A 23,218-nucleotide genomic window follows, 5' to 3' on the forward strand; every position below is an offset into this window, starting at 1 on the left:
GTGGCGGCCGGCGACCCGAGCCCGCTGGGCACGGTCGCGTGGCGCCGAGCGGAGACGGTGCTCTGGCGGCGCACGCTCGACGGCGTGGTCGTGCTCGGTCCGGCCGAGTCGGCGCAGCCGGTCGCGCTCCGCGGCGCCGCGGCCGACATCTGGGAGTTGCTCGAGGAGCCCGCGAGCGTCGCCGTGCTCGGCGCCGCGTTGGCCCACGACTACGGCGTGCCGGTGGAGCGCATCGCCGACGACGTGGAGCGCGCGGTCGACGCGCTCGTGAAGGTCGGCGCGCTGTGTTGCTGATGTCCGCTCCGAGCACCGACCTCGACGCCGCGCTCGACGCGCTCGCCGCGTACGGCCTCGCCGGTTCGCGGCACGCCCTGCCCGAACGGCCGCTCGCGGACGCGGACTTCGCGCGGTTGCTCGAATCGGTCGCGTCGGAACGACTCGTGGGATTGCTCGGGGCTGCGATCGCCGACGGCGCGTGGCCGGTGACCAACGACCAGCGCGTCGCCGCGGCCGCGCTCCAGGTCGACGTCGCGACCGCATCGGTGCTCCTCGAGCGGTTGCTGCTCGGCGTCGTCGATCGCTTCGCGGCCGACGGGATCGGCGCGCGCGTGCTGAAGGGCCCGGCGGTCGCGCATCTCGACTACGGGGACCCCGCGTGGCGCAGCTTCGGCGACCTCGACCTCCTCGTACGCGGCGACGACGTCGAGCGCGCGATCGCCGCGCTCATGGGTCTCGGTGGTCACCGCGACGTGCCCGAGCTGCGCCGCAACTTCGATCGGCGCTTCGGCAAGGGCGCGACGATCGAGATGCCCGGTGACCTCGAGGTCGACCTCCACCGCACGCTGGTGACGGGACCGCTCGGCGTCACGGTGCGGCCCGACGACCTCTTCGCGACCGCGTCGACGTTCGCCCTCGGCGGTCGCCGGCTCGACGCGCTCGGCACCGAGGAGCGCTTCGTGCACGCGTGCGTCCACGCCGCGCTCTCGCCCGACGCGCCGCGTGCTGCGGTGCGCGACGTCGCGCAGCTCGCAACCGCGCCGGCGCTCGACTTCGACCGGACGCTCGAGCTCGCTCGCGGGTGGCACGCGCGCGCCGCGGTTGCCCGCGCGATCGAAGGCTCCTGGCGCGTCCTCGCGCTGCCGGACCACGCGGTGTCGCAGTGGGCGCGCGGATACCGGCCCGATGCGTCGGAGCGCCGCGCCCTCGACGCGTACTTCGGTGGTGACCGCAGCTACACGCGCCGCGCGGTCGCGACGTTGCGCGTCATCCCCGGCGCCCGGGCCAAGGTTGCGTTCGCGCGGTCGCTGCTGTTCCCGGGCCGGGAGTACCTTGCAGCACAGCGGGTGCGACGCTTCGACCACGTGCGGCGCGGCGCGGCGCATCTCCGGCGCGGCGGTGCGCGATGAGCCGATCGCGCGGGCGCACCGGGCTTGCGAAGCCGCGGCCGTCGATCATGGTCACGGCCGTGACCTTCGTGCTCGCGATCGCGTACCTCGGCGCGCTCGGCTGGTCGTTCGCGTCGGCGGGTCCCGAGGTCTGGGGCGGCTACCTGCTCGTGCCCGTGCTGCTCGCGATCTCGATGCCGATGTGCCGGCGCGCCGCGATCGCGGCGAACGACGCGTCGGTCGAGCGCTTCCTCATGGTGGCGCTCGCGCTGAAGTTCGTCGGCGCGCTCGTGCGCTACGCGGTCGCCTTCAACGTGTACGGCGGTGAGGCCGACGCCAACGCGTACGACAAGGCCGGGCGCGTCCTCGCGGCCGGATTCCGCGCCGGTCAGCTCACGAACTTCGGTCACGGCGCGATCAAGGACACGCACTTCATCGAGATCGTGACCGGCGTTCTCTACGCGATCATCGGCAACACGAAGCTCGGCGCGTTCTTCGTGTACTCGTGGATGGGCTTCCTCGGCCTGTACTTCTTCTACCGGGCGTTCCTGCTCGCGATGCCGCACGGCGACCGCAAGCGGTACGCGCAGTTGCTCTTCTTCATGCCGTCGCTGCTGTTCTGGTCGTCGAGCATCGGCAAGGAAGCCTGGATGACGATGACGATCGGCGCCGTCGCGTACGGCGCCGCCCGGGCGTTGCAGAAACAGCGCTTCGCGTTCGTGTTTCTCGGGCTCGGGTTGTGGGGCACCGAGGTCGTCCGTCCGCACATGGCGCTGCTCATCCTCGGCGGGTTGCTGCCTGCGTACCTCCTCCGCCGTCGGCCGGAGAGCGAGACAAAACGCAAGCAGTCGCTCAAGCTGCTCGGTGTCGCCGCGCTCGTCGTTGCCGTCGTGGTCACGCTCGGCGGCGTCGAGCAACGCTTCAAGGTGGCGTCCGCGAACTCGACCACCGCGACCGCGGTGCTCAACGAGGCCCAGGACCAGACGAACACGGGCGGATCGAGCTTCCAACCGGCGCGCGTGCACACGCCGGTCCAGTTCCCGGCCGCGTTCGTGACGGTGCTCTTCCGGCCGTTCCCGAACGAGGCGAACACGACCCAGGGCATCGTGTCGGCGCTCGAGGGCGCGTTCCTCATGCTCTTGATGTTGCTCTCGCTGGCCCGATTGCGCGGGCTCCTCAGCGAGATGGTGCGCACGCCCTACGTCTTGTTCGTCGTCATCTACACGTGTTCGTTCGTGTGGGCGTTCTCGACGATCTCGAACTTCGGCATCCTCGTGCGCGAGCGCGTGCAGGTGTACCCGCTGCTGTTCGTGCTGCTCGCGCTGCCGATCCGCGAGTCGGCGAAGGAACGGCGCCGGCAGAGCCGCTCACGGGGTCGATCGCGCAAGCGCTCGCGCCGGCGCCCGTCACCCGCGCCGCTCGAACCGGCGCTCACGAGAAGCGTCTCTTAGTTCCCGCAACGACGGGCCGCGGTGCGGCCTGCCCGACCCGGGGACTGAGGCGTCAGGAGCGGCGAGCGAAGCGAGTGCGAGCAGAAAACTCAGAGCTTTTCGACGTTGCCGCGGTGGAGGCGGTTGCGGGTGTCGAGGACGTAGCGCGCCGACGTCTCGACGATGCCGAGGTCGAACGCGTCGTGATCGATGAGCAGCACGACCGCGTCGGCGCGCGCGATCTCCTCGCGGTCGAGCTCGACCAGGCGGATGCGCGTGTCGACCTGCTCCGCGAGCACGTGCGGGTCGACCGCGCGGACGGTCGCACCGAGCTCGAGCAGGCGGTCGGCCACGACCATCGCCGCCGACTCACGCGCGTCGCCGGTGTTCTTCTTGTATGCGAGTCCGAGCAGGAGGATCGACGATCCGTTGATCGACTTGCGGTTCTTGTTCAACGCGTACACGAGCCGGCGCACGACGTAGTCGGGCATGTGCTCGTTGACCTCGTTGGCGAGCTCGACGAACTTGAACGACTGCCCGAGCCGGTCCTTCACGCGCCACGAGAGGTAGCTGGGATCGACCGGGAGGCAGTGGCCGCCGACGCCGGGTCCGGGTGTGAAGCGCAGGTAGCCGAACGGCTTCGTCGACGCCGCGTCGATTGCCTCCCACACATCGATGCCGAGGTCGGCCGCAAACATCGCGAGCTCGTTGACGAGCGCGATGTTCACGTGGCGGAACGTGTTCTCGAGCAGCTTCGTGAGCTCGGCTTCGCGCGTGCCCGAGATCGGCACGGTGCGCTCGACGATCGTGTCGTAGAACCACTGCACCGCGTCGCGCGATGCGTCGTCGATACCGGATACGACCTTGGGTGTGTTGACGAGCGTCCACGTCGGATTGCCGGGGTCGATGCGCTCGGGGCTGTAGCCGAGATGGAAGTCGATGCCCGGCGTGAGTCCGGATCCTTCCGAAAGGATCGGACCGACGAGCTCTTCCGTCGTTCCGGGATACGTCGTCGATTCCAGGATGACGGTCGCGCCGGGACGCAAGTAACGCGCAAGCGTCGCGGCCGACGCCTCGATGAACGAAAGGTCGGGTGCGCGGTCGCGCAGCGGCGTCGGCACGGTGATGACCGCGACGTCGAAGCCCGCGCACGCCTTGGCCTCGTCGGACGGTGTGTAGCGCCCGCTCTCGAGCGCCGCGGCGAGTTGCTCGGTGCTGACGTCCTCGACGTACGACTCGCCCGCGCAGAGGCGCTTCACTCGCGATTCGTTGGTGTCGTAGCCGACGACGACATGACCGGCCTCGACCGCGCGGAGTGCCAGCGGAAGACCGACGTAACCCTGACCGACGACGAGGACCCTGGTCCTGCCGTCTTCCTGACCCTGCCCCCTCACCCCACCAGTTTGGCAGTTCCCGGCCGGGCTCGCCACGAGGGGAAACGGGAATCGTACGCAGAGTGAGCTCTGCGCGCGCGGCGCGGGCATAGGCACGCCCCGGGTTCGGCCGATACACTCCCCACAGAGAGAGGCGGAGGCATGCAAGACGAGGTCGACCTCGGCGCGAGCGCGGAGGCTGATTCGGGCGACGCGGGGGGCATGTCACGGCGGACCATGATCCGCCGTACTGCCATCGCGGGCGGCGCCCTGCTGTGGGCGACACCCGTCGTACAGACCCTCGGCAACGATTCCGCGTACGCGTGGTTCCGCGGCTCGGGCAACCCGGGCCAGTGCGTGTGCAGCGAGGCGATCGTCACCGTGCAGCCCATCGCGTGCCACGCGGAGCCCGGCACCCATCTGCGCATCGCGAAGTCGGGCAAGTACGTCACGCTGCAAGTGCTCACCGGCGGCAGCTGCGGAACCCGTCCCAACTGCGAGCAGGTGAGCGAGAGCCACGTCTGGACCGTCGTGCACGCGACGGGATGCACGCTCTACTCGCAGACCGACGACCAGTGCGTCGTGCACGTCACCGCATACCCGGCGACGATCACGCTGCAGATCGCGTCGACGCTCACCTGCCAGGCCGGCAAGAACGGCGCGCAGAAGACGTGCATGGCGACGAAGGTGCACAAGGTCTGCTTCACGCAGGTGACCGGCTCCGAGTCGCAGCGTTGCGGGCGCTTCGAGCCGCACCGCAACAAGCGCCACGGCACCGTGCGCTGCCCGACGAAGCACTGACGGCGACCCCCTCCGCGTTGCGCGTTTCGTGAGAGCACTCGTCACCGGCGGCGCGGGCTTCATCGGCTCGAACATCGTGCACCAGCTCGTGGCCGGCGGTCACGACGTGCGCGTGATCGACGACCTCTGTACCGGCGCGCGCGAGAACGTGCCCGACGGTGTCGAGCTCGTCGTCGGCGACGTCGCGGACGAGATCGCCGTGCGCGCCGTGATGGACGGTATCGACGTCGTGTTCCATCAGGCCGCGCGCCGTTCGGTGCTCGCGTCGGTCGAGCATCCGTTGCAGACCGACACCGCGAACGTGCACGGCACGCTCACGATCCTCGAGTGCGCGCAGGCCGCGGGCGTGCGCCGCGTCGTGTCGGCATCGTCGAGCAGCGTGTACGGCGGCGCGACGCAGTTGCCGACGCCGGAGTCGGCGCCGCTCGTGCCCCGCTCGCCGTATGCGGTGTCGAAGCTCACGGGGGAGCAGTACTGCCGTGTCTACAGCGAGCTGCACGGGCTCGAGACGGTGAGCCTCCGATACTTCAACGTCTACGGGCCGCGCCAGCGCCCGGACTCCGCGTACGCGGCCGTGATCCCGCTGTTCATCGAGGCGCTCGAGGCCGGCGTGCGCCCGACCGTGCACGGCGACGGCAAGCAGAGCCGCGACTTCACGTTCATCGACGACGCGGTCGCCGCGAACCTCGCGGCCGCGACCGCACCCGCGAGCGCGTGCAGTGGCAAGGCGTACAACGTCGCCGGCGGCAACCGGTACTCGTTGCTCGACCTGCTCGAGCAGCTCGGCGCGATCCTCGGTGTTGCCGCCGAGCCCGACTTCACCGCGCCGCGCGCGGGCGACGTGAAGCACAGCGAGGCCGACATCAGCGCCGCCGCCGCCGATCTCGGCTACCGCCCGAGTGTCGACTTCGAGCACGGCCTTCGTCAGACCGTCGATTGGTTCAACGGCTTTTCTGGTCGCGCTCGCTCCGCTCGCCGCTCCTAACGCCTCAGTCCCCGGTTCGACCCGGCCGCGGAGCGACCCGCCCGTTCCTGCGGGAACGTCGTGACGCAATCGGGGCGCGAGACTGAGCGCGATGACAGACGCGGTGGTCGTCGGATCGGGTCCGAACGGGCTCGTTGCCGCGGTCACGCTCGCTCGGGCCGGCTGGGACGTGCTCGTGCTCGAGGCCGCCGACATCATCGGCGGCGGCACGCGTTCGGCGGCGCTCACCGAACCCGGCTTCGTGCACGACGTGTGCTCGGCGGTTCATCCGCTCGGCGTCGGATCCCCGGCGATGCGCGCGCTCGACCTCGAACGCCACGGGCTGCAGTGGATCCAGCCCGACGCCGCGTACGCGCACCCGCTCGACGGTGGCCGCGCCGCGATCCTCGAGCGGAGCGTCGACGCGACCGCGAGTCGCTTGGGTTCCGACGGCGACGCGTACCGCGCGCTGCTCGATCCGCTCGTCGCGCACGGCGACGCGATCGTCGACACGATGATGTCGCCGCTGGGCGTGCCGCACGCGCCGCTGGCCAACGCGCGGTTCGGGCTGCACGCGATCCGCTCCGCGACCGGGCTCGTGAAGCGCTTCTCCGGCGACGAGGCGAGGGGGCTGGTCGCGGGAAGTGCCGCGCACGCGATCCTTCCGTTCACCGCGCTCGGTACCGGTGGCTACGCGCTGTTCATGACCATGCTCGGGCATCGCGTCGGTTGGCCGATCCCCGCGGGTGGCTCGCAGCGCATCGCCGACGCGCTCGCCGCCGAGCTCGTCGCGCACGGCGGAAGGATCGAGACCGGCACCGAAGTGCGCGCGCTGGGGGAGCTTCCGGCGGCGCGCGCCGTGCTGCTCGACGTCACGCCGCGACAGCTGCTCGCGATCGGCGGCGACGCGATCCCGAGCGGCTACGCGCGCGCGCTCCGAAGGTTCCGGTACGGACCCGGTGTGTTCAAGGTCGACTGGGCGCTCGACGCGCCGATCCCGTGGGCGGCACCCGAGGTCGCGCGCACCGCGACCGTGCACCTCGGCGGATCGTTCGAAGAGGTCGCGGCGTCGGAGGCCGCGGTCGGGTCGGGCCACCACGCGGACTCACCATTCGTCATCCTGGTGCAGTCGTCGCTCTTCGACCCGACGCGCGCGCCGCCCGGCGCGCACACCGCGTGGGCGTACTGCCACGTGCCCAACGGGTCGACCGTCGACCGCACCGACGCGATCGAGCGTCAGGTCGAACGCTTCGCGCCCGGCTTCCGCGACACGATCCGCGCGCGGCACACGATGAACACCGAAGCCTTCCAGCATCACGACGCCAACTACATCGGCGGTGACATCAGCGGGGGCGCGGGCGACATCCGCCAGCTCTTCACGCGCCCGGTCGTGTCGCCGCGGCCGTGGGTGACGCCGATCCCGCACGTCTATCTCTGCTCGTCGTCGACTCCACCGGGCGGGGGAGTGCACGGCATGTGTGGTTGGAACGCCGCGCGCGCGGTGCTGAAGCGCGAGCATCGCTGATCCTTCTGGTCGCTCCGCTCGCGCGCTCGCCGCTCCCGCAGTCGCGGGCGGGTCGCTCGAAGCTCAGAAGACGTGCAGCCCGGGTTCGGGGGCCGGATCGTCATCCACGATGGTGGCGTCCGCGCTCCCGAACCCGAGCTGCGCGTTCAGGGGATCCGAGATCGCGAGCGAGAACGTCTCGTCGCCCTCGAACTCGGTGTCACCGTTGACCGCGACGTCGACCGTCGCGCTCGTCTCGCCGGCCGGGATCGTGAGGACGCCCGTCGTCGTGTCGTAGTCGTCGGGCGCGGTCGCGCTGCCGTCGACGGTCGTGTACGCAACCGACGTGTCGAGACCGCTCGGCGCGTCGATCGACACCGTGAACGTTGCGTTCGTCGTGCCGGCGTCGCCCTCGTCGACGCGCGGGTCCGCGACCGAGATCACCGGTTCGGCGTCGTCGTCCTCGATGATCCCGTAACCGCCGAAGTCGTCGTCGGAGACATCGCCGTTGGTGCCGTTCGACAAGGTGACGAGGAAGCGCTCCTCACCCTCGTAGAGCGTGTCGCCGACGACGGGCACCGAGAAGGTTCCCGTCGTGTCGCCGGGTGCGATCGTGACCGTGCCCGAGGTCGCGGTGTAATCGGCGGGTGCCGTCGCCGTGACGTCGGAGGTGTCGAAGTCGACGGTCGTCGTCAAGCCGCTCGGGGCCGACAGCTGCGCGGTGAAGACCGCGTCGGTCGTTCCCGAGTCGCCCTCGGTGACGACGACGTTCTTTTGCAGCGTGATCGTGGGCGTGGGGTCGTCGTCCAGGATCGCGGCGTCGGCGGTGTCGTCGCCGAGCAGCGCCGCGACGGGGTTCGAGATCGTGAGCGTGAAGTGCTCGAGCTGCTCGTAGCGCGTGTCGCCGACGACGGGCACCGAGATCGTTCCGTTCGTCTCACCGGCGCGGATCGTCAGCGTGCCCGAGGTCGCGAGGTAGTCCTCGGGGGCGGTCGCGGTGCCGTCGCTCGTCGCGTAGTCGACCGAGACGTCGCGATTGCTGGGCGCGTCGAGCGAGACGGGGAACACCGCGTCGGTGGTGCCGGAGTCGCCCTCGGACACGCGCGGGCTGTCGCCGACCGACACCGTCGGACGCGAGTCGTCGTCGAGGATCGTGCCCGTCGCGCTCGCAGTGCCGAGCGACGCGTGGATCGGGTCGCTCAAGATCACGGTGAAGGTCTCGTCGGATTCGACGAGCGTGTCGCCGACCACGGGGACATCGACGCTCGCTTCGGTCTGACCGGGCGTGAACGTGATCGTGCCCGAGCCCGCGGTGTAGTCGTCGGGCGCGGTCGCGCTGCCGTCGGCCGTCGTGTACGCGACGGTGACCGTCTGCCGGCTCGGCACCGTCAGTGACACGACGAAGTGCGCGTTCACCGATCCGGTGTCGCCTTCGAGCACGCTCGGGTCGGCGATCGACACGACGGGCGGGCTGTCGTCGTCGAAGATCGTCGCGGTTCCGGTGACGTCCGCGAGCGTGGCGTGCAACGGATTCGACAGCCCGACGGTGAACTGCTCGTCGCCCTCGGTCAGGTCGTCGCCGACGACGGGGACGTGGACGGTCTCGCTGGTCACGCCGATCGGGAACGTCAGGGTGCCGCTCGTCGCGGTGTAGTCGTCGGGCGCGGACGCGCTGCCGTCGGCCGTTGCGTAGTGGACGGTGATCGGACGGCCGGCGCGCGCCGACAGCGTCACCGGGAACGACACCGTCGTTTGATCGCCCTCGTCGCCTTCGATCACGCTGGTGTCGCCGATCGAGATCGAGGGTGACGGGTCGTCGTCGACGATCGTGCCCTGCGCCGAGGCAGTGCCGAGCGCGGCGCCGACGGGATCGGACAGTTGCAGCTTGAAGTGCTCGTCGTTCTCGCTCAGCGCGTCGCCCGTGATCGGCACGCTCACCGACGCGGTGCGTTCGCCGGCGCCGATCGTGACCGTCGTGTGCACCGCCTTGAAATCCTGCTGGTGCGCGGTGCCGATCACGGTGTCGGCCTGCACGGTGACCGGGAGGCCGCTGATCGCCGAGAGCTTGATCGGGAACCGCAGCGTGCCGCCGGGCTCCGTGCCTTCGACGGCGGACGCGCGCGCGACCGACACCTTGGGCGCGGCATCGTCGTCGAAGATCGTTCCGGTCGCGTCGGTCGCGCCGAGCACCCCGTTCACGGGATTGCGGAGATCGAACCGCAACGTCTCGTCGGCTTCGTGGAACCGGTCCGTGTGAACCGGCACCGTCACGACCTTGCTCGTCTGATGCGCCGCGAACGCGACCGTGCCGGAGCGGGTCGTGTAGTCGGAGCCCGACTGCGCAGTCAGGTCGTCGGTTCGGTACTCGACGCTGACGCGCTTGTTCGACGGCCGGTCGAGTGAGACGGTGAACGACAGGGAGCCGTGCTCCGGGCCTGCGGTGTCGCCGACGGAGACGACGGGCCGCGTGCCGTCGACCGTGAACGTGCGCTCGGCGGGCGTGGGATCCGTGACGCCGTTGGTGGTGCCCTCGACCGCGAACGTGTAGGTGCCGGGATCGAGCGGACCGATGGTGGTCTGCTGCGCGCCGCACGGAGCCCACGCGCCCGGATCGCCGACGCTCGACAGCCGGCACGTGTAGGTGGATGCGATCGCTTGCGTGAAGTACGTGAACGTCCGGACTCCGGGCGCGACGATGCCGCTCGGTCCGGTGACGATCGTCGTGTCCGGTGGCGGACCGGCGCGCAGCGCGGCGAGCGTGGCGACCAGCTGACTCTGCACGTCGGCGTAGTCGGGATCACCCGCGACGCTGTGCAGCTCGTACGGGTCGTCGTCGAGGTCGTACAGCGCCCGGTCGCCGCTCGCGTACTCGATGTACTTGTAGCGGTCGGTGACGACACCGAGGAACACCTGCTTCGCCGGCGAGTTCGGCGGCCAGCAGGCTCTGCCCGCGGCCGCGATGCAGTGTTCGATCAGGGCGGCGTCGCGCACCGTCGACTGCGATCCGTCGAGGATCGGCGACAGCGACTCGCCCTCGGCGTGCCAGGGCACGCCCGCACGCGCGGCGATCGTCGCCGGGAGGTCGATGTTCTGGACGACGGCCTTCGACTCCAATGGATCCGATGTCGCGCGCAGCTGCGGGTCGCGGATCGCGAGCGGGACGTTCACCGACTCCTGGTACGGCGCGATCTTGCCCTGCACCTTGCGGTGCTCGCCGTAGAAGAAGCCGTTGTCGGAGATGTAGATGACCTCGGTGTTGTCGGCGCGCGGGCCCAGCGACGCGAGCATCGTGCCCACCGCGTCGTCGACCCCGCGGCTCGATCGGTACATGTCCTGATAGTTCGTGTCGATCGTGCTGATGTCGCGATTCGTGAACGGGCCGCGCTGGTCGACGAGCGGCTTCCCGTCGGCGACGGTGTCCTCGTCGAAGTTCGGCGGGCGGTACGTGGGCACGTCGATGTTGTCGAAGCGGTCGTCGTTCGCGGGGGCGTGCGGATCCTTCGGTGTGTACACCGCGAAGAACGGTTGGTCGCTCGGCGTCGTCTGGATGAAGTGCGACACGAACCCGGCCAGGATGTCGGGGGAGTAGCCGGTGAACGGAAGGTCGGTCCCGTTGACGTCGATCGTCGGGTCCTTCTCGCCGGAGTTGCCGCCGCCGTAGCAGTACCAGTCGTCGAACTCCGGCCGGACGTCCTGGCACGGATAGCTGTTGAGGTACTTGCCCGCGAGCATCGTGCGGTAGCCGCTGTCGTGCATGGCCTGCACGAGCGTCGGGCGCTCGAGTTGGTCGGTATTCGCCGACACGCCGGTGTCGGTCGCGAAGAGACCGGTCAGCATCTGCGAGCGCGACGGGCAGCACAGCGAGGTGTTCACGTACGCGTTGTCGAACAGCACGCCCTGGTCGGCGATCTGCGAGTACACGTTCGGCATGAGCGACGGGTTGAACGTCGACCAGGTCTGGTCGTCGGAGACGATGAGCAGGATGTTCGGGCGGCTGGGAGTCGTGGTGGCCGCGACCTGTTGGTCGCGCGCGCGGGCCAGCGCGGGCTCGCCGCGTGTCCACCCGGCGGCACTCGCCATCGAGACGATCACGGCGACCGCGGTCGCCCACGCGACGCGCCGCCGCGTTCCACCGATACGCATGCCGGGATCCGCCCTTCGTCCCACTACGAACGCACGCTCAGGCGCCCGCGCTCGACCAGCGCGCCCCGAACGACCGCGTTCGCAGCGTACCGGCAGTCGTGATCGGCGGGCCTGCGCGCCCGATCCCCAGAGTCGGGGGTCGGGATCGCTAGCGTTTCCGGGCGATGCCGGAACCGGGCGTTGCCGAGGTGGTGGAAGTGGCGGATGTTGCCACTGAGCTGTGGGCGAGTCCGCCGTCGGCCACGGATGCGCTCTACGACCTGCGCACCGCGCCCGCGCTGCCGCTCGTCTGCGGGCGTTGCGGGCGCGTGCTCGAGTGGGTCGCCGTCGACCTCCCGAACGGACGGGTCTTCTTCCGCGAGCGCGTGCCCCGTCGCGGCCGCGGGCCGTCGGTCCGGTTGCGGGACTACGTCGACGCCGAGGGCCACGTCTGCGCGCGGCTCACCTACCGGTGCGACCACCAGTGCCGCATGACCTACTGCATCGACTTCGACGCGATGCAGGACGCGTGTCTCGCCGCCGCGCGTGCCGGCCACGCGCTGGTCGCGCTCGACATCCAATAGTCGCGTGCGGTTGATCCCGCGCCGGTGGAGCGCGGAGACCTGGATCTGCTCGCTGCGCGGTCACTGCGTTCCCGTCGCAAACGTGCGGCGATTGCGAGAGGAAGACGCGTCGATCGGGTTCGAGGTCGACGGTCGACGCTTCGGTCGCTGTCTGCGCTGCGACGCGTGGCTTTTCGTCGCCGCGGTCGACGAGCCGAACTTCGACGTCGTACCACCGCTCTCGCAGCTCGAGCTGCCGCGCCGATCCGATCGATTGCGTGACGCGATCGTCCTCCGACTCATCTCGCTCGAACGCGCGGTGCACAGCGTCGCGTTCGCGCTGCTCGCGATCGTGCTCGTCGTGCTCGACACGCATCTGAACGCGTTGCACCACTCCGCGCAGAGCGTCCGCGACCAGCTCGACTCGCTCGCGCAGCAGTCGGGTCGCGGCGGCAGCCGGACGTTCCTCGACAGCTCGATCGCGCGCGTGCTCGGGTTGCACCGCACGACGATCACGGTGCTCGTGATCACGGCGACGGTGTACGCAGTCGTCGAGGGCGTCGAAGCGGTCGGTCTGTGGCTCGAGCAACGCTGGGCGGAGTACCTCACGGTGATTGCGACGGCCGGTTTCCTGCCGTTCGAGGTGCACGAGTTGATCGAGCGGGTCACGGCCTTGCGGCTGGGCGCGTTCGTCGTGAACATCGCGCTCGTGATCTTCCTGCTGTGGGACAAGCGGTTGTTCGGCATCCGGGGCGGGCCGGGTGCGAAAGAGGAGTTCGACTGGCCGGACGCGCTCGCGCATCCCGAACCGCCGCACGTCGCCGCGGTGCAGGAGCGCGAGCGGGAGCAGGACGCGTGAGCGTCGTCGTGGTGCGGCACGGGCCGACGGAGTGGTCGACGCAGGGGCGGCACACGGGGCGGACCGACATCCCGCTCGACGACGACGGTCGCCGCGCCGCGGCCGCGCTCGCGTCGCTGCTCGCGCGCCGGGAGTTCGCGCTCGTGCTCACGAGCCCGTTGGCGCGCGCCCGCGACACCGCCGCGCTCGCCGGCTTCGCCGACGCGGCGATCGACGACGACCTCCTCGAGTGGGATTACGGCGAGTACGAGGGCCGCACCACCGCCGACATTCGCGGCGAACGGCCGGGCTGGTTGCTCTGGACCGACGGCGTGCCCGCAGGCGAGGACGCCGCCGCGGTCGGTCGGCGCGCCGATCGCGTGCTCGCGAGATTGCGCGCGGCCGACGGCGACGCACTCGTGTTCGCGCACGGTCACGTGCTGCGCGTGCTCGCGGCGCGCTGGATCGAGCTACCGCCCGAAGGCGGCATGCGCCTCGCGCTCGAACCCGCGCGCCCTTCGACGCTCGGCTACGAACGTGAGGTCGCGGTGATCCAGGAGTGGAACGCGGCGCGTTGAGCGGTGCGGTCAGCCGACCGTGACGGTGATGGGTCCGACCGTGAGGTCGGTGGAGTGGATCTCGGTGATGCCGACACCGTTGTGCGCAGTCACCGAATACTGGAACGAGGTCGCATGCGCCGGCGGGCGGCCCGACACGCGCCCGGACGCGGAGTCGATGTGAAGCCATCGGGGGCCTTCGACGGAGTACGACGGTGCGGGGCTGCCCGACGCATGGAAGCGGTACGCATAGGTCGCGCCGGTCGTGGCAGTGAGCGGCGGTTCCGACGCCGTCCACGACGGTCCGACGCCCGGAATGAACAACACCGGAGACGTGACCGGTCCGGGCGATCCGCACGCGTTCGCGACCTGCAGCGTCACGCTGTACGGCTTCCCGTTCGTGAGGCCCTTCAGATGCAACTGCTCGCCCGGGTACGACGTCGGCTCGGTCACGCTCGTGCCGTCGGGATACGCGGTCGCCGTCACGGTGCCGCCGAGATCGCCGGTATCGAAGAGAAGGTTCTGTCCCGACCACGAGGACCAGACGTCGATTCGGTGGTTACCGACGGAGTCTCCGAACAGACCGGGTGAGTAGTCGAACTGCTGAGCGTTCGGCGGCGCGTGCATCTCGACGCTGATCGCGGCGCGTTCGCTGCGTCCGACGTCGGTGACGGCCCACACCCAATAGGCGTTGAGCCAGAGCGACGCGCCGACGCGGTGTCGCGTCCGGTCGGGTGCGAGGTTGTAGAACTCCGACTCCGGCGGATTGCTCGCGTCGTGCTCGGCTTGCACCTCGTAGCGGATGAGCGGGTAGCCGCCGGTGTTCGCGGGCGGCTCCCAGCGCAGCGGACCCGTCGTACCGACACACTCGTTCTCGAGGTCGTGCTGCACCAATCGCAGGTTGCGCGGCTGCGTCGGCGGCCGCGTCGGTGAGTGGTTCGCGAACTCGGTCGGGAAACCGGCGGCGCGAAAGTCGTCGGCCCCGTACGTCGCACTGTTTCCGGCCGCGTCGTAGAACCACGCCGATCCACCCGGCTGGACGCCCCACTTCCCACCGATCGCCGTCGGTTGGAACGTCATCGTGTTCTGGTACGTCCCTGCGAGCGCAGTGCCCGAGATGCGGTCGGACGCGTCGAACTCGACGTCCGCTTCGGCAGGCGTTTCACCCGTGCGACCCAATGCAGAGAACGTCACGTCGCCGTGGTCGAAGCCACTCAAGTCGTCGGTGATCGTCGCGGTCACCGTGATCGTCGCCGGCGCCGACGACGTGTCGATCGACTTGGGTGTGAAGTCGAACGCGCTGAGGACCGGCGGTGTCGTGTCGGAGGTCGCGCTGGCGGTCTGCAGCGGAATCGCGAGCAGCGCCACGACCAAACCGACGACGGACACAGCGACGCGGCGTCGCGTCATTCTCGACCTCCCCACGGGTTCGGCGGGCTCGGTGCCGTGCGCCGATGCGGGCTGCAGCTTCGCACGCTGGTGGCGCGTGTGCTCGCGTTCAGGGGCGATGGGTCTCGAGCCAGCGGGCGCCGAAGTCGACGATCCCGCGCTGGCGCATGAGTCGCGCGGTGCCGGTGCCGACGCGGCCGCCGCGCTCGTTGCCGGTCTGCGCGAACGCCTCGCCGAGCGTGGCGAAGTCGGCGTCGTCGCCCGAGCGGTCGGCGTAGGTGACCCACTGCCGCCGACCGTCGATCATCACAGGCGCGCCTTCCTCGATCGCGTCCGTCACCGCCATGTCGGCGCGGTATTCGGCGAGATGCAACGACGTGTTGTTGCCGTGGTCGACGCCGAGCAACAGCACCCATCCGTCGAGGTCGTAGATGCGCGCGAGCGGGGAGTGCTCGCCGAGCGCGTACGCGAGCCGATGCTCGTCGACGATCGCGCGCGCGTGCGGACCGCGTGCCGCGAAGGAATCGCGCGGGTGCTGGCTGCGACGGACGTCGGGATAGCGCAGGAAGCAGTCGACGATCGCACCCATGTGGCGCGTGGGTGTGACCCGCGGATCGAAGGCCGGCGTCTCGTTGCGCAGGATCGGCCACCACGACTCGGGCACCGGCGGCGCGATCCAGCGCGCGGGATCGGAGAGCTCTGCGCTGAACGCGGGCACGACGACGGTGCCGTCCCCACCGACGGCCGCGAGCAGCGCGTCGACGACGGCCTGGGCGCCGCCCGCCACGTAGCCGAGCCGGCGCAGGCTCGAGTGCACGAGGAGCACCGAGCCTTCGACGACGCCCAACTCGCGCAGCTCGGTCGTGATCGACGCGACCGTCGCGGGGCGGGTCGGCGGCCCCGTGACTGCACTGTCCGTGGACACACGGTCACGGTACCGTGGCCGCCTCGGGCGGGGACCGTGAGTCACGCTCGAGGGGGTGGCAGGGGCCCGGCCGGTGCGCCGGGCCCCTGCAATTTTTGGTCGCGCTCGCTGCGCTCGCCGCTCCTGACGCCTCAGGCGCCAAGTCGGGCGAGCCGCACGGCGACCCGCCCGTTCTGGCGGGAGCGACGCGCTGTTTTGGTCGCGCGCGCTGCGCTCGCCGCTCCTGAGAAGATTCACGGAAGCAGCGCGAGCACCTCTGAGGGACCGAGGGGTTGACGGTTCACGCGGGCGCCGACGAGCGCGAGCGCGTCGGCGACCGCGTTGAACACCGCGGGCGGCGCGCCGATCGCGCCGCCTTCGCCCATGCCCTTGTGACCGCCGGGCGTGTTCGAGCGGGTCTCGATGTGGCCGTACTCGAGCGTCGGTACCTCCGCCGCGGTCGGCAGGAGATAGTCGAGGAACGTCGTCGTGAGCGGGTTGCCGTCGTCGTCGTACACGAAGTGCTCGTACAGCACACCGCCGATGCCCTGTACGACACCGCCCGCGATCTGACCTTCGACGACCATCGGGTTGATCATCACGCCGCAGTCCTCACTGACGACGTAGCGATCGATGTGCACGAGTCCGGTGCCGCGATCGATCTCGACCTGGCACACGTGACACGCGTTCGACCACGTGAACGGCGGCGCCTTGTACGACGCGGTCGCTTCGAGTCCGGGCGTGAATCCTTCGGGGAGACGCGCGGTCTCGAGGTGCGCGACGCGCGCGATCTCCGTGAACGCGAGCGAGCGTGACGGCGTGCCGCGCACCGCGATCTCGCCGTCGACGATCTCGAGGTCGGCGGGCGCGGCTTCCATGAGATGCCCGGCGATCTCGAGGGCCTTCGTGCGGATGATCGCCACGGCCTCGCGACACGCGCCGCCGCCGATCACCGCGCTGCCACTACCGCCGGTACCGCGACCGAACGGCGTCGACTGCGTGTCGCCCTGCACGAGCAGCACGTCGTCGAAGTCGACACCGAGCTCCTCCGCGACGACCTGGCACATGGTGGTCTCGAGCCCCTGCCCGTGCGAGCCGGTACCCATGCTCACGATCACCTTGCCGCTCGGCTGCACGCGGATCGTCGCGGTCTCGGTGCCGAGTGGGTCCATCGCACCCATGCTCGACGGCTCGATGTAGAGGCCGATGCCGACGCCGAGCAACCGCCCGTCGTCGCGGTAGGCGCGCGCCTGCTCGGTACGGAAGGCGTCGTAGTCGACGATGCCGATCGCCTGCTCGAGCGTCTCCTCGGGCGTGACGACGTCGTACTCGAACCCCATCGCGGTCGTGTACGGCAGCTCTGATTGGTGGATCACGTTGCGGCGCCGCAGCTCGAGCGGATCCATGTCGATCGCGCGCGCGACCGCGTCCATCATCTGCTCGCGCGCGACGGTCTCCATCATCCAAGGACCGCGGTACGCGCCGCGCCCGCAGGTGTTCGTCCACACCGCGGTCGCCTTCCACCGCACCAACGGGATGCGGTACGGGCCGGGGAAGAGCATGCCGACGAACGCGCCGACACCGCCGGTGCTGCCGACGGGAAACGCACCACAGTCTTCGAGCTCGTCGACGTACGCGCCGAGGATGTGGCCGTCGGCGTCGACCGCGATCGTGCACGCCGCGCGATCGACGCGCGCGTGGTTCGACGCGATCAGGTTCTCGCGCCGGTCCTCGATCCACTTCACCGCGCGGCCGAGACGGCGCGCCGCGAGCGCGGTGACGAGCTCGTCGCGCGGCGTGAAGAACTTCTGCCCGAAACCGCCGCCGACGTCGCGCGCGGTGACGCGTACGAGGTGATCGGGGATGCCCGTGACGCGTGAGATCGCGATGCGCGCCTCGTGCGGGTTCTGCGTCGACATCCACGCGTGCAGCTCACCGCTGGCGGCGTCGTAGTCGGCGACGATGCCGCGCGTCTCCATCGGGACGTTCGTCTGCCGGTGTTGGTAGAAGGTCTCGGTGACGACGTGCGCGGCCCGGACGACGACGTCGTCCCACGCCGCGTCACGCGGGAACTCCGCCTCCTGCGCGACGTTCGTGCCCTTCTCGGGATGCACGAGGTTCACGGTGTCGGAGGCCGCGGTCTCGAAGTCGAGCACCGCGGGCAGCGGATCGATGTCGAGCTCGACGAGATCGCACGCATCCTCGGCGATGTATCGGTTCTCGGCGACGACCATCGCCACCGCGTCGCCGACGAAGCGGACGTCGCCGTCGGCGAGCGGCCGCAGCGGCGCGTTCGACGCATCGTTGAGGAGCATTGTCGGCTGCATCGATCCCGCGTGGGGATTCACGTCGGCGGCGGTGAGGACGGCGATGACGCCGGGGAGCGCGCGTGCGGCTTCGACATCGAGGCGGGTGATGCGTCCCCGCGCCATGTGGCTCCGGACGAAGGCCGCGTGCAGCAGACCCGGGAACGCGATGTCGTCGACGTACTCGCCGTGGCCGGTGAGCAGACGCGGGTCCTCGCGCCGCTTCACCGACTGACCGACGAAGCGTCCCGCGGTGCCGGTGCCGGTGCTCATTCGCTCGCTCCGGTGCTCGTTCGCTCGCTCCTTCGCCGGCTCCTCTTCGAGTCACCGACTCGCACGCCCGCTGGCGAGCCTCGACGCTCGCTCCGCTCGGCGCCTTCGGCCGCGCGGGTCGGTGCGATCACTGCGGCTCCACCGAAGCGACACTGCGCGCGGCCTGCTCGACGGCGCGGACGATGCCCTGGTAGCCGGTGCAGCGGCAGAGGTTCCCCGAGAGCGCGTCGCGGATCTCGGCGTCGGTCGGCGTCGGGTTCTCCGCGAGGAACGCGGTCACCGACACGACGAAGCCGGGGGTGCAGAACCCGCATTGAAGGCCGTGGCAGTCGCGGAACGCTTGTTGGACGGGTGAGAGCTCGCCCGGCGGCGCCATTCCCTCGACAGTGGTCACGCTCCGTCCGTCGGCCTGCACCGCGAACAGCAGGCACGCCCGCACCGCGTCGCCGTCGAGGAGGACGGTGCACGCGCCGCACACGCCGTGCTCACAGCCCAGGTGCGTGCCGGTGAGGCCGCAGTCGTCGCGCAGGAAGTCGGCGAGCGTCTTGCGGTCCTCGACCTCGGCGTGCCGCCGCTCGGCGTTCACCGTCATCTCAACGTGCGGCACTCGTCGCCTCCTCGAAGGCTCGGTCGAGCACCCGCGCGACGAGGTGCGCGCAGGCGCGGGTTCGGTACGCGCCGGTCGCGTGGACGTCGTCGGGGGGATCGGTGTCGCGCACCGCCAGCTGCGCGACGGCGGCGAGATCGACCTGGGCGCGCGTGTACGCGCGGAGCGTCTGCTCGGCCGTCGGCGCGCGCAACGGAGTCGAGCCCATGCCGAACATCGCGATCGCGGCCCGTGCGACGCGGTCGTCGTCGTCGAGGTCGATCACGGCGATCGCACCCGCGAGCGCGAAGTCGCCGTGGCGGCGCGCGACCTCGTCGATCGCGACACCGCGCCGAGCGTCACCTCGTTGGGGCACGAGGATCGCGGTGAGCAGCTCGTCGGGTTCGACGACGGTCATCCATGTTCCCGTGAAGAAGTCGGCCGCGGGCACGCGCCGCGCGCCGCTCGCGCTGGTGACCTCGAGCTCCGCATCGAGCGCGAGCGCGACGGCGGGGTATTCGGACGCGGGGTCGGCGTGCGCGAGCGAGCCACCGATCGTCCCGCGGTTGCGAATCTGGAAGTGGCCGATGAGCGGGGTCGCGCGTGTGAGGAGCGGCGTGTCGTAGGCGATGGTGGCGTCGCGGCCGACCGTCGCCTGGCGGGTGCCGGCGCCGATGCGGAGCGTGCCGTTGTCGGTGCCGATCGACTGCAGCTCGGCGACACCGTTGAGGTCGACGAGATGCTCGAAGCGGGTGAGCCGCAGGGCGAGCATGGGCACGAGGCTCTGCCCGCCGGCCAGCGGCTTGGCCTCGTCGCCGTGCTCCGCGAGCAGTCCCGCGGCCTCGGCGACGGTCGTCGGGCGGTGGAGCGTGAACGGCGCCGGCTTCACTCGCTCACCCCGCGTTTCCTGACATCGGCGTCAGTCTCTCCGAGCGGCCGCGCGCCGGTCAACGCCACGACTTCGGCCCGGCCCGGCCCGGGTCCCGTGGTCCCGTGGTACTGCGCTACCCGGCGATACGCCGGGAACGCAGTACCACTAACGCGCGGAACGGCAGAGGAGCACGCCGACGTCGCTGTGGATCACGAACTCGCCGTCGCGCCCGATCGCAGCGGTCGCTTGTTGCGCGAACGCGCCGAGCATCGACTCCCACGAGGTGCCGGTCGGGATCGCAGGCTCGAAGAGCGATTGCTCGCTGTCGACGTACGCGACCAGTGGCGCGGCGTCGGGCACGGTGATCGTGTTGCTCCTGCGTTCCGAACGCACGACCGTCAGCGCGGGCGCGACGAGTCGGGGCGCGTCGTCGAGCAGGAAGCGCGCCGCGCTGCGGGCGGGCGCGTCCCAGTCGGCACCGGTGACCGAGCGGAACGCGTCCGAGGTCAGCGCGTCCAGCTCGCGAAGATGGCGCGCGCCGTTCGTGACGATCGCGACGAGACCGTCGGGCGCGACCACGCGCGCGAGCTCGCGCGCCGCGAGCCCGATGTCGGGCACGTGGTAGAGCATGTGGGAGCAGAGCACGACGTCGAACGCCTGCGTGCACGCGGGCACCTGCATCGCGTCGGCGACCGCGGTCGCGCTGCCCGAGTCGCGCGCCGCGCGCGTCATTCCGGCGGAGAGATCGAAGCCGATCGTCGTGATCCCGGGGTGCCGTTCGCGCAGCTTCACGAGATACGCGCCCGGCCCGCAGCCGACATCGAGCACCCGACTCCGTTGTCCGAGCGGGTGTTCCTGCTCGACCAGATCGAGCACCCAGCCTGCGAAGTCGATTCGCTCGCCCTGGTGCTGGTACAGCGCGGCGCGCGCCGCGAGCGGCCCGGTCGTGCCGTAGGCCGCGCCCCGGAGGCGAGCTCGGTCGATCCACGGCGACTCGCTCATCGGCGGCGCTGGCAGGTCGGGCACCAGGTCGCGCTGCGCTGGTCGATGACGGTGCGGCGCAGCGGCGTGCCGCAGCGCAGGCAGGGGTGTCCCGAGCGGCCGTAGCACTCGAGGTGGTGTTGGTTGGTTCCGGTGTCACCGTCGAACGTGCGGTAGTCGCGCAGCGTCGTGCCACTCCGCGCGATCGCCTCGGTCAGCACGTCTCGTACCGCGGTGTGAATGCGATCCGACTGGGGTCGGGTCGTGCGCCGCGTCGCGGGGTGCACCCGCGCGCGCCACAACGCCTCGTCGGCGTAGATGTTGCCGACGCCCGCGACCGGTCGCTGGCTCATCAACTGCGTCTTCACCGCGCGGTTGCTGGCTCGCAGCGCCGTGTGGAACGCGCGCGCGTCGAACTCGTCGGAAAGCGGCTCGGGCCCGAGCGCGTGGAGCGTCGGCAGCGCGCCGTACTCGCCGGCGGGCAGCACCGCGATGCGACCGAAGCGTCGGATGTCGCGGAACTCGAGCACGCTGCCGTCGTCGAGCGTCCACTGCGCGCGCACGTACGGGTCGACACTCGCGTCGGGATCGGCGATGCGCAGGCTCCCCGTCATGCCGAGGTGTACGACGAGCTCGCGACCGCGATCCAGCCGCGCGATCAGGTACTTGCCGCGCCGGTCGACGGCTTCGAAGCGGTGCGTCGTCGCGTCGACGGCGCGCGCGAACTTCGGTGACGGGTGCGCCTCCGCCGCGACGATCGTGCGTCCGGCGATACGCGGTGCAAGCTGCCGCCGGATCGTCTCCACCTCCGGCAGCTCGGGCACGACGCGAGTGTGACACGAGCCGACGCTGGTGATCCCGAGCGGTTCGGGTCCGCCAGAATTGGCCCATGGCCTCGTACTCGGTGAACCCGAAGGCGGTCGCCCACGCGCGCACGCTCATCGACGCTCGCAAATGGGTTCTCGACAGCGACTGGGGTGCGGTGCAGCCGAGCGCCGACGAGCAGAACGAGTTCCTCGACTCGCACTCGTGGACGGAGTACGCGGCCTGGCACCTCGGGCTCACCGACGGTGCGAACGACGAGACGAAGGCGCGGTACGCGTTCGTCTACGGAGACCTGAAGCGCGTGCACCGTTCAGGTCTGATCGCGTGCCGCTACCGCGCGACCGAGTGGCGTCACAAAGAAGTCGAGCTCGCGGCGCACCGGCTCCTCCAGCGGTTGGACAAGGCGAGCGGCTGACGCCAGACCCGCGTGCTACGCGGCCTGTGGTCCGGCGCGTGCCGGTGGGGTGAGCGTGCGTTTGCCGGTCTCGGGATCTCGCGGTCCGAGGTTCCAGCCCCGCGTCTTGCGATCGTGGTCGACGGAGCAATACCAATCGAGGTTCCACCAGGCCGCCGGCCCGCCCTTCGCGAAGTCGCGCTCGTGATCGAGCTCGAGGTAGCCGCGGTTGTGGCAACCCTCGGCCGAACACTCGCGGCCGCCGACGATCATCGCAGTGCGGAGGTGCGCGGGGATGTGGCGGCCGAGGTGCGCGACGGTGGTGATGTCGCGGCCGTTCTTCACGATTGCCGTGAGGAACGCCTCGCCGAGGAGGCTGCGGACCCATTCGACGTTGACCGGCCCGACGCCCGGGATCTCGCAGCGCTCGCCCGGCAACGCATTGCCGCGTACGAGGGCGGCGTGGTCGATCACCACGTGCGTTGTGATCGCAGTGCTCGTGCGTTCGGATGGCGCGCCGAGCAACAACACGGCGAGCGCGTCGGCTGCGTAGGCCTCGTGACGCTCGTGCGGACCGCGCGTGCGATGAGCGCGGAAGATGCGCTGTACCCCGGCGTCGATCGCAGCCTTCACCTGCCCGCCGACCTCCGGTGTCAGCCGGAAATGGCCCTCGACCATTCCATCGGCCGCGCTCCACATCCGTAGCCCGCGTGCCGCGTGCTGGCGAGCCGCCCGTTCGGCCGGGTCCTCGACACGCGCCCGCGCCGCGATGCACGCGTCCTTCAGCGGCACCATGCCTTCGGCTGCCGCGTCCAAGAGATCTCGCTCGGCCGACGGATCGTGGACCGCGGCTTCGGCCACGAGCTGCGCCTGACGCGCCGACAGGCGGCCCTCCCGCACCGCGGCGGCGGTTTCCGGCAGATCCTCCAACCGACGGGCGGTCACGATGGCGCGCTTCGCTTCGCTCGCATCGATGCCCACCGCACGCGCGTAACACCGCGCCGCATCCCGCTCACTGCCGCGACCCGTTCCGGACGTCTCGGCCAGGCGCTTCGCCGCGCGTGCCAACAAGCCTTCCGTCAACCGGTGGATCACACCCAACTCGTCGACGACGCGCGCGGCCTGCCCGTGTGTCAACGTGCACGGCTCGAA

General features: G+C 70.5%; 20 protein-coding genes. 10 read left to right on the forward strand and 10 right to left on the reverse strand.

The window, feature by feature from the left end:
* The 3 genes from VH914_03395 to VH914_03405 are packed head-to-tail and all read left to right on the forward strand — an operon-like array spanning position 1 to position 2,836.
* Positions 1-294 (forward strand): PqqD family protein, encoded by a 294-nt coding sequence (locus VH914_03395; protein HEX4490228.1) that lies wholly within the window; start codon positions 1-3, stop codon positions 292-294.
* Positions 294-1,406 carry a nucleotidyltransferase family protein gene (locus tag VH914_03400; GenBank protein HEX4490229.1) on the forward strand — a complete coding sequence of 371 codons (1,113 nt, stop codon included), beginning with the start codon at positions 294-296 and terminating at the stop codon, positions 1,404-1,406. The genes VH914_03395 and VH914_03400 overlap by 1 nt, the downstream gene beginning before the upstream one ends.
* Positions 1,403-2,836 carry a hypothetical protein gene (locus tag VH914_03405; GenBank protein HEX4490230.1) on the forward strand — a complete coding sequence of 478 codons (1,434 nt, stop codon included), beginning with the start codon at positions 1,403-1,405 and terminating at the stop codon, positions 2,834-2,836. Before VH914_03400 ends, VH914_03405 begins: the two co-directional genes overlap by 4 nt.
* Before the next feature lie 89 nt (positions 2,837-2,925).
* Here the strand turns inward: VH914_03405 and VH914_03410 are convergent, their stop codons facing one another.
* On the reverse strand, positions 2,926-4,209 hold the full coding sequence (locus tag VH914_03410) for a nucleotide sugar dehydrogenase (protein HEX4490231.1): 1,284 nt from the start codon (positions 4,207-4,209) through the stop codon (positions 2,926-2,928).
* 141 nt (positions 4,210-4,350) lie between these two features.
* Between VH914_03410 and VH914_03415 the strand changes: the two genes are divergently transcribed.
* From VH914_03415 to VH914_03425, 3 genes are all read left to right on the forward strand, one after another.
* Positions 4,351-4,989 (forward strand): hypothetical protein, encoded by a 639-nt coding sequence (locus VH914_03415; protein HEX4490232.1) that lies wholly within the window; start codon positions 4,351-4,353, stop codon positions 4,987-4,989.
* Positions 4,990-5,017: 28 nt separating this feature from the next.
* Positions 5,018-5,974 (forward strand): NAD-dependent epimerase/dehydratase family protein, encoded by a 957-nt coding sequence (locus VH914_03420; protein ID HEX4490233.1) that lies wholly within the window; start codon positions 5,018-5,020, stop codon positions 5,972-5,974.
* A 91-nt stretch (positions 5,975-6,065) separates the two neighbouring features.
* Positions 6,066-7,478 (forward strand): NAD(P)/FAD-dependent oxidoreductase, encoded by a 1,413-nt coding sequence (locus VH914_03425; protein ID HEX4490234.1) that lies wholly within the window; start codon positions 6,066-6,068, stop codon positions 7,476-7,478.
* Between the two features lie 63 nt (positions 7,479-7,541).
* On the opposite strand, the gene VH914_03430 is transcribed toward VH914_03425, so the two are convergent.
* A complete protein-coding gene (locus VH914_03430; protein HEX4490235.1) occupies positions 7,542-11,600 on the reverse strand; it encodes a Calx-beta domain-containing protein in 4,059 nt (1,352 codons plus the stop codon).
* A gap of 164 nt (positions 11,601-11,764) precedes the next feature.
* Between VH914_03430 and VH914_03435 the strand changes: the two genes are divergently transcribed.
* Genes VH914_03435 through VH914_03445 form a run of 3 tightly spaced genes read left to right on the forward strand, consistent with a single transcriptional unit; the run spans position 11,765 to position 13,558 of the window.
* Entirely contained in the window at positions 11,765-12,163 is a 399-nt protein-coding gene (locus VH914_03435; GenBank protein ID HEX4490236.1) for a hypothetical protein, read from the forward strand.
* A 4-nt stretch (positions 12,164-12,167) separates the two neighbouring features.
* Entirely contained in the window at positions 12,168-13,001 is an 834-nt protein-coding gene (locus VH914_03440) for a DUF2127 domain-containing protein (protein ID HEX4490237.1), read from the forward strand.
* The gene (locus VH914_03445) at positions 12,998-13,558 is read left to right on the forward strand and encodes a histidine phosphatase family protein (protein ID HEX4490238.1); all 561 of its coding nucleotides are present in this window, start codon (positions 12,998-13,000) and stop codon (positions 13,556-13,558) included. The genes VH914_03440 and VH914_03445 overlap by 4 nt, the downstream gene beginning before the upstream one ends.
* Before the next feature lie 9 nt (positions 13,559-13,567).
* Here VH914_03445 and VH914_03450 read toward each other — a convergent pair whose 3' ends face one another.
* From VH914_03450 to mutM, 7 genes are all read right to left on the reverse strand, one after another.
* On the reverse strand, positions 13,568-14,905 hold the full coding sequence (locus tag VH914_03450) for a putative Ig domain-containing protein (protein HEX4490239.1): 1,338 nt from the start codon (positions 14,903-14,905) through the stop codon (positions 13,568-13,570).
* Between the two features lie 130 nt (positions 14,906-15,035).
* Positions 15,036-15,851 (reverse strand): AAC(3) family N-acetyltransferase, encoded by an 816-nt coding sequence (locus tag VH914_03455; GenBank protein HEX4490240.1) that lies wholly within the window; start codon positions 15,849-15,851, stop codon positions 15,036-15,038.
* Positions 15,852-16,084: 233 nt separating this feature from the next.
* Positions 16,085-18,409 (reverse strand): xanthine dehydrogenase family protein molybdopterin-binding subunit, encoded by a 2,325-nt coding sequence (locus VH914_03460; GenBank protein HEX4490241.1) that lies wholly within the window; start codon positions 18,407-18,409, stop codon positions 16,085-16,087.
* Positions 18,410-18,536: 127 nt separating this feature from the next.
* On the reverse strand, positions 18,537-19,001 hold the full coding sequence (locus VH914_03465; protein HEX4490242.1) for a (2Fe-2S)-binding protein: 465 nt from the start codon (positions 18,999-19,001) through the stop codon (positions 18,537-18,539).
* A gap of 1 nt (position 19,002) precedes the next feature.
* On the reverse strand, positions 19,003-19,884 hold the full coding sequence (locus VH914_03470) for a xanthine dehydrogenase family protein subunit M (GenBank protein ID HEX4490243.1): 882 nt from the start codon (positions 19,882-19,884) through the stop codon (positions 19,003-19,005).
* Positions 19,885-20,031: 147 nt separating this feature from the next.
* A complete protein-coding gene (locus VH914_03475) occupies positions 20,032-20,892 on the reverse strand; it encodes a class I SAM-dependent methyltransferase (GenBank protein HEX4490244.1) in 861 nt (286 codons plus the stop codon).
* Complete coding sequence (gene mutM, locus VH914_03480) at positions 20,865-21,671, reverse strand: bifunctional DNA-formamidopyrimidine glycosylase/DNA-(apurinic or apyrimidinic site) lyase (GenBank protein HEX4490245.1); 807 nt, start codon at positions 21,669-21,671, stop codon at positions 20,865-20,867. The genes VH914_03475 and mutM overlap by 28 nt, the downstream gene beginning before the upstream one ends.
* A 65-nt stretch (positions 21,672-21,736) precedes the next feature.
* Here mutM and VH914_03485 point away from each other — a divergent pair, with 65 nt between their 5' ends.
* On the forward strand, positions 21,737-22,087 hold the full coding sequence (locus VH914_03485; protein ID HEX4490246.1) for a hypothetical protein: 351 nt from the start codon (positions 21,737-21,739) through the stop codon (positions 22,085-22,087).
* A gap of 15 nt (positions 22,088-22,102) precedes the next feature.
* Here the strand turns inward: VH914_03485 and VH914_03490 are convergent.
* A partial coding sequence (locus VH914_03490) for a DUF222 domain-containing protein (protein HEX4490247.1) occupies positions 22,103-23,218 on the reverse strand: 1,116 nt, incomplete at its 5' end.

The sequence above is a fragment of the Acidimicrobiia bacterium genome (assembly GCA_036271555.1).
GTDB lineage: Bacteria > Actinomycetota > Acidimicrobiia > IMCC26256 > PALSA-610 > DATBAK01.

What these genes read in the sequence shown, in the direction of transcription:
- VH914_03400 (HEX4490229.1), top strand. Translation starts at nt 294, where the DNA reads ATGTCCGCTCCGAGCACCGACCTCGACGCCGCGCTCGACGCGCTCGCC.
- VH914_03460 (HEX4490241.1), bottom strand. Translation starts at nt 18,409, where the DNA reads ATGAGCACCGGCACCGGCACCGCGGGACGCTTCGTCGGTCAGTCGGTG.
- VH914_03405 (HEX4490230.1), top strand. Translation starts at nt 1,403, where the DNA reads ATGAGCCGATCGCGCGGGCGCACCGGGCTTGCGAAGCCGCGGCCGTCG.
- VH914_03485 (HEX4490246.1), top strand. Translation starts at nt 21,737, where the DNA reads ATGGCCTCGTACTCGGTGAACCCGAAGGCGGTCGCCCACGCGCGCACG.
- VH914_03430 (HEX4490235.1), bottom strand. Translation starts at nt 11,600, where the DNA reads ATGCGTATCGGTGGAACGCGGCGGCGCGTCGCGTGGGCGACCGCGGTC.
- VH914_03415 (HEX4490232.1), top strand. Translation starts at nt 4,351, where the DNA reads ATGCAAGACGAGGTCGACCTCGGCGCGAGCGCGGAGGCTGATTCGGGC.
- VH914_03425 (HEX4490234.1), top strand. Translation starts at nt 6,066, where the DNA reads ATGACAGACGCGGTGGTCGTCGGATCGGGTCCGAACGGGCTCGTTGCC.
- VH914_03435 (HEX4490236.1), top strand. Translation starts at nt 11,765, where the DNA reads ATGCCGGAACCGGGCGTTGCCGAGGTGGTGGAAGTGGCGGATGTTGCC.
- VH914_03465 (HEX4490242.1), bottom strand. Translation starts at nt 19,001, where the DNA reads ATGACGGTGAACGCCGAGCGGCGGCACGCCGAGGTCGAGGACCGCAAG.